Origin of the sequence: Longimicrobium sp. (genome assembly GCF_035474595.1) — a bacterium.
Lineage (GTDB): Bacteria > Gemmatimonadota > Gemmatimonadetes > Longimicrobiales > Longimicrobiaceae > Longimicrobium.
In genome coordinates this window covers 16,466-28,151 of record NZ_DATIND010000098.1, presented here as the reverse complement: position 1 = coordinate 28,151, position 11,686 = coordinate 16,466, and the positions used below count along the sequence as shown (strand labels likewise).

The 11,686-nt window shown below is 71.6% G+C and carries 9 protein-coding genes and 1 pseudogene; 6 read left to right on the top strand and 4 right to left on the bottom strand.

The genetic code is table 11. The features are described 5' to 3' along the window. Window positions 1-16 precede the first annotated feature (16 nt). Both VLK66_RS18205 and VLK66_RS18200 read right to left on the bottom strand, forming a co-directional pair. Window positions 17-796: an anti-sigma factor family protein gene (locus tag VLK66_RS18205; protein WP_325310887.1), complete on the bottom strand. Its 780-nt coding sequence runs from the start codon at window positions 794-796 to the stop codon at window positions 17-19. Then, window positions 777-1,295: an RNA polymerase sigma factor gene (locus VLK66_RS18200; protein WP_325310886.1), complete on the bottom strand. Its 519-nt coding sequence runs from the start codon at window positions 1,293-1,295 to the stop codon at window positions 777-779. Before VLK66_RS18200 ends, VLK66_RS18205 begins: the two co-directional genes overlap by 20 nt. A gap of 496 nt (window positions 1,296-1,791) precedes the next feature. Here VLK66_RS18200 and VLK66_RS18195 point away from each other — a divergent pair, with 496 nt between their 5' ends. The 6 genes from VLK66_RS18195 (at window position 1,792) to VLK66_RS18170 (ending at window position 9,589) form a co-directional block, all read left to right on the top strand. Continuing rightward, window positions 1,792-3,843: a M3 family metallopeptidase gene (locus VLK66_RS18195; protein ID WP_325310885.1), complete on the top strand. Its 2,052-nt coding sequence runs from the start codon at window positions 1,792-1,794 to the stop codon at window positions 3,841-3,843. Between the two features lie 235 nt (window positions 3,844-4,078). Beyond that, window positions 4,079-5,305 (top strand): sensor histidine kinase, encoded by a 1,227-nt coding sequence (locus tag VLK66_RS18190; RefSeq protein WP_325310884.1) that lies wholly within the window; start codon window positions 4,079-4,081, stop codon window positions 5,303-5,305. Between the two features lie 240 nt (window positions 5,306-5,545). Continuing rightward, window positions 5,546-6,310 carry a LytTR family DNA-binding domain-containing protein gene (locus VLK66_RS18185; RefSeq protein ID WP_325310883.1) on the top strand — a complete coding sequence of 255 codons (765 nt, stop codon included), beginning with the start codon at window positions 5,546-5,548 and terminating at the stop codon, window positions 6,308-6,310. A 607-nt stretch (window positions 6,311-6,917) separates the two neighbouring features. Then, window positions 6,918-8,204 (top strand): serine hydrolase domain-containing protein, encoded by a 1,287-nt coding sequence (locus VLK66_RS18180; protein ID WP_325310882.1) that lies wholly within the window; start codon window positions 6,918-6,920, stop codon window positions 8,202-8,204. A 149-nt stretch (window positions 8,205-8,353) separates the two neighbouring features. Next, window positions 8,354-8,542: a hypothetical protein gene (locus tag VLK66_RS18175; RefSeq protein WP_325310881.1), complete on the top strand. Its 189-nt coding sequence runs from the start codon at window positions 8,354-8,356 to the stop codon at window positions 8,540-8,542. A 324-nt stretch (window positions 8,543-8,866) separates the two neighbouring features. After that, window positions 8,867-9,589 (top strand): AcvB/VirJ family lysyl-phosphatidylglycerol hydrolase, encoded by a 723-nt coding sequence (locus VLK66_RS18170; RefSeq protein WP_325310880.1) that lies wholly within the window; start codon window positions 8,867-8,869, stop codon window positions 9,587-9,589. 109 nt (window positions 9,590-9,698) lie between these two features. Here the strand turns inward: VLK66_RS18170 and VLK66_RS28820 are convergent, their stop codons facing one another. Continuing rightward, window positions 9,699-11,573 carry a DUF7309 domain-containing protein gene (locus VLK66_RS28820; RefSeq protein ID WP_422655643.1) on the bottom strand — a complete coding sequence of 625 codons (1,875 nt, stop codon included), beginning with the start codon at window positions 11,571-11,573 and terminating at the stop codon, window positions 9,699-9,701. Next, window positions 11,565-11,654, bottom strand: a pseudogene (locus VLK66_RS28770) (SEC-C metal-binding domain-containing protein); the annotation flags it as partial. The gene VLK66_RS28820 and the pseudogene VLK66_RS28770, both read right to left, overlap by 9 nt. Window positions 11,655-11,686 lie beyond the last annotated feature (32 nt).

Genomic DNA, 11,686 nt, shown 5'->3' with positions numbered 1-11,686 from the left:
GGCGCGGGGCCCGCGCTCACCCACCCACGCGGAAGACCGGACCCTCGCCCGCCGCGGGCGCCAGCACCCGCAGCGCGTCGCCGTCCTTGGCCACGTACACGCGGCCGTTCACTTCCACGCTGGCGGCGCGGGCCGAGCGGGGAAGCTGCACCTCCAGGATGCCCGCGCCCGCGCCGACCACCTCGATCCTACCCGGCGCGGTGCGGAAACGTGCCGCCGTGGCGGCGGGCCCGCGCGCCAGCACCCCGGCCAGGTCTCCATCCACCAGCCGGGCGCGCACTTCCACCTTGCTGGAAACGTTGCTCAGCACCACGCGCACCGCCCCGCCGTCCGCGCGGATCGACACCCCCGAGGGCGACGCCTCGGGCGGGATGGCGGGCCTCGGCGCGGGGGCCGGGGGGGCCGCGTGCACCGTCGGCGCCACCGTGGCCTTCTCGCCGGGGACGACCGTGCTCACCACCCACTCGTGCACGCCGGTGCCGGGCACGGCCGCGGCCACCCCGGCCAGCGCCAGCACCAGCACCGCCGCGCGGGCCAGCGTGCGGCGCGCCTCGGCGTAGCGGCCGGCGCGCAGCCGGCGCGCGCGCAGCGCCATGGTGGCCTGCGCCACCGGCGCCGGCACGTCGGCCAGCGCCAGCAGCCCGCCCGCGCGCTCGTGCACCGAGCGCAGCGCGCGCAGCTCCGCCGCGCAGGGGGCGCACCCCGCCAGGTGTGCCTCGGCGGCCGCGCGCTCGGGCGGCGGAAGCTCGCCGTCCATCAGCGCCTGCAGCGCGCCTTCACCCAAGTGCCTGTTCACCGTCGGTCTCCTCAGGGTCCCAGGCCGCCACGAACCGCCGTGCGGCCCGTGCCAGGAGCGTGCCCACCGAACCGGGGGCCACGCCCGCGACCTTCGCGATCTCGTCGTAACGGAAGCCTTCCTCGCGCATCAGCAGCATCTGCCGGTCGCGCGGGGCCAGGCGTGTGAGCGCCTCCCGCACCGCCTCTACGGTGGCCGCCTTCTCGGCGGCCTCGTCGGGGCGGGGGAGCGGCGTGGGGGCCCAGGGGCGCACCGCCAGCAGCCGCTCGCGCCGCTTGTGGGTGCGGGCGCCGTCGCGGAACAGGTTCGTGGCCACGGTAAAGAGCCAGAGCCGCGCCTCGTCCTCGGGCATGTCGCGCCCCAGCAGGCGCACGAAGCTCTCCTGCGCGATGTCGTCGGCCGCGTCGGTGTCGCCCGTCATCCGGTGCAGGTACCGGAAGAGCGACGGGTACAGCCGCCGGAACAGGCCGTCGTAGTCCACGGGCTGGCCGCGGCTCACGCGTGGTCCGGCTCCGGGGCGGAGCTGGAGTGTGGGGATGGGTGCCACGGGCGTGGTGCCATGGGTGCTGGTTCCGCTGGGCGGGCCGGCGGGCGCGCGCGTCGCCCATCCTTCCCCGTCATCCAATGTGGAGAACGCGCCGCCGCAACGCATTGTGACACGCTCCGGCATCGCCCCGCGGTGGTGAATCGTCGATCCGAAAGCTACGCGAGATCGGCCCCGCTGTGTATCCCCATCTCCTTCCCTCCCCCAACTTCCGTCGATCTCACGCGGAGACGCGGAGACGCAGAGAACTCACCTCGCGTTCAGTTCCTCTGCGTCTCCGCGTCTCCGCGTGAGATCCAGCGATGCTCGAGGAACGGGAAGATGGCGATCGGGCGGCGAGGCGATGGATCGTGGCACGGGGTTTCCGGGAACGGACCCCATCCGGCCCGCCGGGTTACAAATCCGTTCGCGGTCCCACACAGGTTCAGACACGATTCGAAAGAGCCGAAAGGTGACGGTTACCGAAGACCTCGTCGACACCAACCCGCTTCTCTCGCGGGAGCTGCCCATCGCCTTCGGCCGCATTACGCCGGAGCACGTGGTGCCGGCGATCCGCCACGCCCTGGCCGAGGCCGAGCGCGAGCTGGAGGAGCTGGTCGCCCATCCGGGCGAGCGGACGTACGAGAACACGCTGGCGCGCCTCGACGAGGTGGGCGAGCGGCTGGGCCGGGTGATCCGGCCGGTGTCGCACCTGGTGCACGTGCTCAGCTCGCCCGAGCTGCGCGGCGCGTACGAGGAGGTGCTCCCCGAGTTCAGCGCCTTCTACGCCCGCCTCCCGCTGGACCCGCGCCTCTGGCAGGTGATCCGCGACTTCGCGGAGACCGGCGAGGCGAAGGCGCTCTCCGGCGTGCGCGCGCGGCACCTGGAGAAGACGGTGCTGGCCTTCCGCCGCGCCGGCGCCGACCTGCCCCCCGACCGCAAGGCGCGGGTGGAGGAATTGAAGATCGAGCAGTCGCGCATCCTGGCCGACTTCTCGAACCACGTGCTGGACTCGACCAACGCGTGGGAGCTGGTGCTGACCGACGAAGCCGACCTGGCGGGGCTCCCCGAGAGCGCCCGCACGCAGGCGCGCGCCGCCGCCCAGGCCAAGGGCGTCGACGGGTGGCGCTTCACCCTGCACCAGCCCTCGTGGCAGCCTTTCATGCAGTACGCCGAGCGCCGCGACCTGCGCCAGCGGATCCACCAGGCGTACATGAGCCGCGCGTCGGAGGGGCCGCACGACAACCGCCCCATCATCCGCCGCGTGCTGGAGATCCGGCGCGAGCTGGCGGGGCTCCTCGGCTACCGCGACTGGGCCGACTACGTGCTGGAAGACAGCATGGCCCGCAGCGGCGGCCGCGCCGTGCGCTTCGAGGAGGACCTGACCGAGCGCACCCGCCCGTTCTGGGAGCGCGAGAAGGCCGAGCTGGAGGCGTTCGCGCGCGAGGAGCTGGGGCTGGAGCGGCTGGAGCCGTGGGACACGGCCTTCGCGGTGGAGCGCATGCGGCTGGCGCGCTACGACCTGGATGCCGAGGCGCTGCGCCCGTACTTCCCGCTGGACCGCGTGCTCGAGGGGATGTTCGAGATCACCCGCCGCCTCTTCGGCGTCTCCGTGCGCCCGGTGGACGCGCCCGCCGACGAGCTCTGGCACCCGCAGGTGCGGGCGTGGGAGATGGAGGACGAGTCCGGCACCGTCCTGGGCCGCTTCTACACCGACTGGTACCCGCGCGAGAGCAAGCGCGCCGGGGCGTGGATGAACGGCCTCATCGTCGGCGGGCCGCGCCCGGAGGGGTGGGAGCCGCACCTGGCGCTCATCGCCGCCAACGTCTCGCCGCCCGAGGGCGCGCGCCCGGCGCTGCTCACCCACCGCGAGGTGGAAACGGTGTTCCACGAGTTCGGCCACATGCTGCACCACATGCTCTCTCGTGTAGAGGTCGCCGAGCTGGGGGGGACGCACGTGCCGGCCGACTGGGTGGAGCTTCCCAGCCAGATCATGGAGAACTGGACCTGGGAGCGCCCCGCGCTGGACCTGTTCGCTCGCCACTGGCAGACGGGCGAGCCCATCCCGGACGAGCTGTACGCCAAGATGCAGGCGGCGCGCACCTTCATGGCCGCGCACTTCCAGATGCGCCAGCTCGCCTTCGGCACGGTGGATCTGGACCTGCACGTGGCCTACGATCCCGCGTCGGGGCAGGACGTGGTGGAGCGCGCGCAGGAGGTGATGGGGCGCTTCACCCACCGCCCCGAGTTCGCGCGCGACCACTTCATCACCAGCTTCTCGCACATCTTCTCGGGCGGGTACGCGGCCGGGTACTACAGCTACCTGTGGAGCGAGGTGCTGGACGCCGACGCCTTCAGCCGCTTCGAGCGCGAGGGACTGTTCAACCGCGAGACCGGCCGCGCCTTCGTGGACTGCGTGCTGTCGCGCGGCGACGACACCGACCCCGACCAGCTCTTCCGCGAGTTCATGGGGCGCGACCCCGACCCCGAGGCGCTGCTGCGCCGCAACCTGGGCGCGGAGTAGCAGGGCGGACCCCGCGCGGCACCGTGCGGGGTCCGGTCGTTTCGGCCGATCGTGGGAGACGGGCGGTTCGGGAGGATTGGACAAATCGCGTCCATACCGCTTCCGTGCACGCTCACTCCCCGGCCTCCGGGCTTCGTTCCCCGGCGCGTGACGGCGGGGGCGGGAGGAGTAGATTTGCTTCCTTCCCGCTCACGTCCGCGCGCCGGGTTCACTTCATACGCATCGCCGTCGCCCTATGCAGCCCGCTCCCACGCCCTCCAGACGGCCGCCGCGCCCCGGCGGCGACATCCACGCCGGCGACGTCACGCGGTGGCCGCTCTCCGGCTACCTGGCCGCGGTCGCGGCGGCGGTCGTGGTCTCCGCGCTCATCGCCACCGAGAACTACTGGGTGCTCATCCGGATGAAGCAGCCGGAGCCCTGGATCACCCTCTTCGCCTTCGAGCTTCCCAACTGGTTCATCTGGCTGCTGGCCACGCCCTCCATCTTCTGGCTGGCGCGCCGCCTTCCCGTGCACGGGCCGCACCGCTGGCGCAACGTGGCGCTGCACCTGCCGCTCAGCGCGGCGGCGGTGTTCCTGACGCTGATCCTGATCGCCGCGGTGAAGGCGCCGTTCCGCGAGGTGCCGATCCCCGGGATGGCGGCCTTCGCCGAGAGCGTGCTGGTGGAGTTCCAGCGCATCTTCGCCACGATCATGCCCTTCTACTTCATCATCCTGGGGGCGGGCACGGCGGTGCAGCTGGCGCGCGAGAGCCGCATCCGCGCCGTGCGAGGGGCGCGGCTGCAGACGCAGCTGGAGCGCGCGCGGGGCGACCTGCTGCGCATGCAGCTGCAGCCGCACTTCCTGTTCAACACCCTGCACGCCGTTTCCGCGCTGATGGAGCGCGACGTGCCCGCGGCGCGGCGGATGATCACGCGGCTTTCCGACCTGCTGCGCCTGTCGCTGGACAACGACTCGCGCTACGAGGTGTCGCTCGAGGAAGAGGTGGAGTTCCTGGACCGCTACGTGGAGATCCAGCGCATCCGCTTCGGGGCGCGGCTGCGGGTGTTCTACGATCTGGCGCCCGGGACGCGCCGCCTGATGGTCCCCCGCCTCCTCCTGCAGCCGCTGGTGGAGAACGCCATCACCCACGGCCTTTCGCGGCTGGAGCGGCCGGGCACCGTGCGCGTGGAGAGCGCCGTGGCCGACGGCCGGCTGGCGATCCGCGTGCTGGACGACGGGGCGGGGCTGGCGGGCGGCGCCGTGGCCCGCGAGGGCGTGGGGCTGGGGAACACCCGGCTGCGGCTTCAGCAGCTGTACGGCGACTCGCACCGCTTCTCCATCTCCGACCGGCCGGAGGGGGGATGCGAGGTGCGCATCGAGCTTCCCGCCGGCACGCTGGAGCGCGCGCCCTCCGCCGATGCCTGGTGGGACCGGGACGAGTGGGTGGAGGGTGCCGGCGCCCCGTATTCCACCGCGGCATAGGCATAGCGCTTCTCCATCCATCGCTGGATCTCACGCGGAGACGCGGAGTCGCGGAGGTCCGGTGTTCACCACCCCCGCGTCTCCGCGGCGCCCCGCCTCGCGTGGAGAGTCGCGGAGTAGAGAAGAAGCGGGAGATGGAGATGAGTTCTCCGCGACTCCGCGTCTCCGCGTGAGATCCAACGGAATCCGCAGGACGAACGAGTCCGGATCTACCCCGATCGATCGAGATCTTCCATCCCCATGCCCCTTCGTTCCCTGATCGTCGACGACGAGCCGCTGGCCCGCGAGCTCCTGCGCCGCATGCTGGACGCCCACGACGACGTGGAGGTGATCGGCGAGTGCGGCAGCGGCACGCAGGCGGTGGACGCCGTGCGCGAGCAGCGCCCCGACCTGATCTTCCTGGACATCCAGATGCCGGGGCTGGACGGCTTCGCGGTGCTCTCGCAGCTCGCCCCCGACATCCCCGAGGTGGTGTTCGTGACCGCGTACGACCAGTACGCGCTGCGGGCGTTCGACGTGCACGCGCTGGACTACCTGCTGAAGCCGTTCGACGAGGAGCGGCTGGCCCGCGCGGTCGACCGGGCGCGCGCCCATCTGCGCCGCCCCGACGCCGGCGGCGACCGGCGGCAGATCCTGGCGCTGCTCGACGAGCTGCGCGGCACGCGCAGCTGGCGCGAGCGGCTGGTGATCCGCGTGGGCGAGCGCGCCTTCCTGCAGCGCGTGGCCGACATCGACTGGCTGGAGGCCGATGGGAAGTACGTGAAGGTGCACGCCGGCCCCGCCGTGCACACCATCCGCGAGACCATGACGCAGCTCTCCGAGGTGCTGGACCCGCGCCGCTTCCTGCGCATCTCCCGCTCGGCCATCGTGAACATCGACCGCATCCGCGAGATCCAGCCGTGGTTCCGCGGCGACTACGTGGTCATCATGCAGAACGGCGCCGAGGTCACCTCCACCCGCGGCTACCGCGACACCCTCAAGTCCCTCCTCAGCGGCGAGACCTGACCTTCCGATTGCTCTCTCGAGACGTCATCCTGAGGCCGGCCTCGAGGAAACCTGTTCCCGCGCAAGCATTTGCAGGCCGAAGGATCCATAGCCGGTCCAAGCACGTCAGCAGAGTCCAGGCACTCATGCCGAATCCGGGAATTCAGTTCGTGCATCCTCGCCGCATCAACCCGACGTCATCCTGAGGCCGACCACACCGCAACCAGTGTCTACACAAGAGGTTGCAGGCCGAAGGATCTAACATTTCCGCAGCACGTGATTCGGCGAGGTGCGCTGATTCTTCCGCCGGATTCGGTATCAGCTCCTTCCGCACTGCCTGAATCCAGAAGGCTCTCGCAGAAGACGGGATGGCCACGGAGAACTGATTCGCTTCTCCCGTGTCCTCCGCGCCTCCGTGAGAGCTTTCCTCCGTTCTGAATCGGCGTCCGACCAAGATTAGCGCCGGGTGAAGATCCCCGACGCAGGGTACAGCGCGAGGGGACCTTCTGCTACATTTCGTGTACTCAGATTGTAAGCTGTGCAACCACAACACGTTACAGATGGAATTGCTCCCGGATCGGCGCGCCCGCTCCGGGAGATGGAAACGAGCGCAGGAGGAGGAAGGGCGATGAACGGACACCGTCGTCAGGCAGACGCGAAGTCACTGCTGATCGCCACCACCGTGGCTACGCTGGTGTACGGCGCCGCCATCGCGGGAAGCACCCGCGCGGCCGCTTCCGTGGACGCGGCCGCCGTCACGCGCAGCCTGGCCGCAACCGCCACGGCGCCGCGCTCCGACGTCGCGGCTGCGCACCAGGCGAAGAAGACGCGCAAGCTGGAGCTGGCCCCGCTGAGCCAGGCCGAGGCCGCCGTGCTGGCGCAGGTGAACGCCGGTGCCTTTCCCGGCGCCGCGCTGGCCGTGGGGCGCGAGGACCAGCCGGTGCTGGAGCGCGGAATCGGCCGCATCGGCTGGAGCTCGTCGGCTGCGCGGGTGGACCCGGACCGCACCGTGTACGACCTGGCCTCGCTCACCAAGGTCGTTGCCACCACGCCGGCGGTGATGCTGCTGGTGGAGGACGGGAAGATGGACCTCGACGCGCCCGTCATCCGCTATCTCCCCGAGTTCGGCGGCGGCGCCCGGGACCGCGTCACCATCCGCCAGCTGCTCACGCACTCGTCCGGGCTCCCGGCGGGCGTGGAGCTGGACGCGGGCACGCCGGAGGGCAACTGGAAGCAGCTCCTGCGCACGCCGCTGGTGCACGCGCCCGGCGAGGCGGTGGTGTACAGCGACGTGGGGATGAACGTGCTCTTCGCCGCCGCCCAGCGCGCCGCGGGCGAGCCGCTGTACGGGCTGCTGGACCGGCGCGTGTACGGCCCGCTGAAGATGCGCAGGACCACGTACCTTCCCGGCGAGGGGTGCCAGACCTGCGCCCCCACGCTGCGCGACGAGAACGACGCGCCGGTGCAGGGGCTGGTGCACGACCCCATCGCCCGGCGCCTGGGCGGCGTGGCGGGAAACGCGGGGCTCTTCTCCACCGCGCACGACCTGGGTCGCTTCGCCGCGATGATGGCCAACGGCGGCGAGCTGGACGGCGTCCGCATCTTCCGCGAGGAGACGGTGCGGATGTTCGCCGGGCGCCAGGTGGAGACGCGCGCGCTGGGATGGGACACGCCGGGCCCCAACGGCAGCGGCGGGTTCGGGGCCAGGGCGTCGAAGGACTCGTTCGGCCACACCGGCTTCACGGGCACCTCCATCTGGATCGACCCCGAGCGCCACACGTGGACGGTGCTTCTCTCGAACCGCGTCTATCAGCCGCGCGCGCCCAACACCATCATGGCGTTGCGCCGCAAGGTGAACGACCGCGTAGCCATCGCCGCCGACGACTTCGACATCCACGTCCCCGCGGCGGACTGAGCGGCTGCGGACAGCATCAAGAACAGGCCACTTGCCGGACTCGTGTCCGGCCGGTGGCCTGTTTGCTGCGCTCAACTCGCAATCACTTGACGGCCCGATCCGCCTGCGCGAAGCTTCTCTCCGTGACGGAAAAACACGGACTCGGGGGGATGATGATGCCGGAGACGATGATGCCTCAGGTGACGCTTCCACTGGATGACCAGACCCTTTCGGCGCGCGACCGCTGTCTCGCCGAGGCCGGCGTCCGCATCCCAGGCCGCGGGCCGGTGCGTCCGCTGCGGTTCGCGGGCCGGCGGCGGCCGCGATGGATGGCGGCGCTGATCCGGCTGTTCTCCTGAGGCGAACACCGCGCTTCGCGCGACCACGATGGATGAAAGGAGGCGTCCTCCGGAGTCGGAACCGGTTGCCGAGCCGAACAGCCTCGCGCGGTTTGCGAGGCTTCCCGTAGTTGTTGCTGCGGCTTCAGCCACCGGTGAGGGGCCAGCCGGCGCACTTCCATTCAGCTCAACGGAAATGCCGGGCTCCGGGTGAGTTCTCCGTTAACTCCGTTCCCTCCGTGTGACACTTCTCTGTTGAAGTCCCTTGGAAGAGCGGACATGCAGAGGATGGTACGCCGCCTGCTCTTCGCCCTCGCGCTCGGTCACCATGAATCCGGAGCGCGAGTGCGCCTCACCAGGCTGCTGAACGCCACACGGAAGCTGCTCCGCCGCGCGAGCGACGAGCGGCCGCGCGCGCTGCGCCATCTGCCGCTGGTGGAGGAGCGCGCACCGGAGCCGGGGCGCACCATCGCCTTCGTCTTCACGGGAGATGGGAACTGGGCGATGCTCATCCGCGGCCTCGCACGCGAGCTGGCGAAGCACGGGATCAGCAGCGTGGGGCTGAAGGCGCGCACGTATCTCCTGCTGCGCAAGCGTCCCGACCGCGTGGCGCGGGATGTCGAAGCGGTGCTGCGGCACTACCTGCGGGCGTGGAATGCGGATTCGGTCGTTCTCGTCGGCCTTTCGCGCGGCGCGGACCTGCTGCCGTTCGTCGCGCGGCGGATCCCGCCCGAGCTGCGCGATCGGGTGCGGCTGATGGCGCTCTTCTCCCCCGCGCGGATGGCCAGCTTCCGCTTCCACTGGGGCGACCTGGCCGGCTACCACGAGCGCCAGACCGACGTTCCCGTCATCCCCGAGCTGCAGGCGCTGCGCGGCATCCCCGTCCTGGTGGTGAACGGCACGGAAGACCCCGCCGCGCTGGCTCCCGATCTTCCCCCCGGCCTCGCCGAGATCGTGTTGCTCGACGCCGGCCACAACCTCGCCCGCGACCACCTCACCGCCGCCGAGCTCATCCTCGAGCGGCTGAGGGACGGTGAAGAAGGGTTCGCCCAGGCCGCAGGCGCGTAGCACAGACACGGAAAAGCCGCGGGGAGATCCGGATCTCCCGCGCCTTTTCCGTGTCGCGTGGGCATCAGCCGACAGGGCAGCGCCGGCCAGCGCGCGAGCCCATCGTATCTCACCGCTCCTTGCCGAACAGATCCGCGAACCCGGGTTCCACGGGCTGCCGCTCGTACTCGGTGACGACCTGGCGCGGCGTGTGTCCGCCCAGTTGCGGGTGCGGCGTGTTCTCCCACCCGCGCTGCCGCAGGGCGAGGGTGTCGCGCAGCTCTTCCGGCTCCGTCACGCCGCCGCGCACCGCCTCGTCGTACCAGACCAGCCACCGCCGCTGCACTTCGTTGCGGAGCCTCGCGACCTCGTTGTTCATCAGCGTGGGCCAGCCGTCCCGCGTTCCCGGCAACTCGGAGTCGTGCAGGAACGCCCGCCGGTCGAAGTCGGCCCACAGCATCCCCCGCCAGTCCATCACCTCGTCGTCCCAGAACCCGCCCTCCGGCGCCGCGCCGCGCTCGAGCGCCACGTCGGCGCGCTCCGCCAGCACCCCGGCCGCCCACGGGTAGCCGATCCCCTCCTCCGCCTCCAGCCAGCCGAAGAACGTGCGCAGCGAATCGTCCAGCGCGCGCTCCACGTCCTTCGGCAGCGTCTCCTTCCGCGGGAACCAGTCGTAGAGGTACGTGCGCAGGTCGAACTCGGTGGCGGCCCCGGCGGACACCTCCATCCCGGCCAGGTACTCGCTCCAGACCCGCGCGTTGCGCAGGTGCCGCCGCTGCGCGGCCTTCGAAAGCCCGCGCGCGGCCAGCCACGCCTCGAAACGCCCCACCCGCGCCAGCTCGTGCGCGCGCAGCTCCTCGTACGCGTCCAGCCCGCTCGCCCAGATGTTCCGCAGCGCGGCCCCGGGATCGGCGTTCGGCCCCACCGGCCCGATCGGGTGCGCCACCTCCAGCGCCGGCCAGGGGAGCCCGGGATCGTCGTCGTCCAGCTCGTCGACCGTCGCGATGCTCACGTCCGCCATCTCCAGGATCTCCCGGATCCCCTCGACGGCCGCATCGCCGCACACCTCGCGCGTCACCGCCGCCAGCGCGCCCGTCATCATGCGGACGTGCCCGGCCGTCACGCGAAAGCCCGGCAGGCGCATCCCGTAGATCTCGGGATACCCGCCGGGACCGTCGATCTCCCACCCGGCCCGGGCCACCTCGCGCTGCATGGCGCGCGACAGGTGCGAGCGGCGGTCGAAGCTCACGGTGACGGTGAACCCGCGCATCCGGCGCACCGTCTCCATCGGGTCTTCCCCGTCGAAGCTCTCGTACAGGTCCTCGATGTCGGCGGGATCCGAGTAGAGCGACAGCCCGAAGTCGATCCCCGCGCCCCCCATCACCGCGGCAATGAACGTCTGCCCGTCGTCGAAGGTCAGCTCCAGCGCGACGGTGTCGTCCACGTGCAGCCAGGGCGCGGCGCGGTGGAACGCGGCGGCCGCGGCGTGGAAGGCCGCGATCTCCTCTGGCGTGGCCTCGGTCTCGCGCCAGGTGTCGGGGCGCGACATGTACGCCGCGGGGCCGTCTTCCTCGATGTGCCGCAGCGCCTTGAAAATCGCCTCGTCCAGCTCCGGCATGGGCGCCGCCGCCACCGCGATGCCGCGCGGCTCCAGCCCCGGTGCCAGCGCTTCGACCAGGGCCTCGTCGCGCACGTGCAGCGCCGGCGGCAGCACGCCCACCGTGCGCCCCGCGGTCAGCACGGCCTCGGACACGGCCCGTGCGCGCCCGGCCACGTCCACGGGCCGCTGGGCCAGCACGTCGGCGGCCAGGACGAACCCCGCCGCGCCAACGAGGAGGATCGCGGGAGCGGCGTCCGGGTCCTCGCGGAAGGTGCCCTGGAGCGGAACCACGTCCGCATCCCACGCCTCCGCGGCGCGGGCGGCCAGGTTCCACCGCTCCTCGCCGGGCACGCGCCCGCCGCCCACCAGGCGCAGCGTCCGGCCGGCGGCCCGGTCGCGCTCCATGCAGCACGCCTTGTACTTCCTGCCGCTCCCGCAGGGGCAGGGATCGTTGCGCCGCGGCCCGTCCATTCCCCCCTCTCTCCTGTCTAAATCGTCCACGAACCCGCCCGGAAACA

Bases quoted from the DNA above. Each gene is read 5' to 3' on its own strand.
- VLK66_RS18185 (WP_325310883.1), top strand. From the start codon at position 5,546: ATGCCCCTTCGTTCCCTGATCGTCGACGACGAGCCGCTGGCCCGCGAG.
- VLK66_RS18180 (WP_325310882.1), top strand. From the start codon at position 6,918: ATGAACGGACACCGTCGTCAGGCAGACGCGAAGTCACTGCTGATCGCC.
- VLK66_RS28820 (WP_422655643.1), bottom strand. From the start codon at position 11,573: ATGGAGCGCGACCGGGCCGCCGGCCGGACGCTGCGCCTGGTGGGCGGC.
- VLK66_RS18190 (WP_325310884.1), top strand. From the start codon at position 4,079: ATGCAGCCCGCTCCCACGCCCTCCAGACGGCCGCCGCGCCCCGGCGGC.
- VLK66_RS18175 (WP_325310881.1), top strand. From the start codon at position 8,354: ATGATGATGCCGGAGACGATGATGCCTCAGGTGACGCTTCCACTGGAT.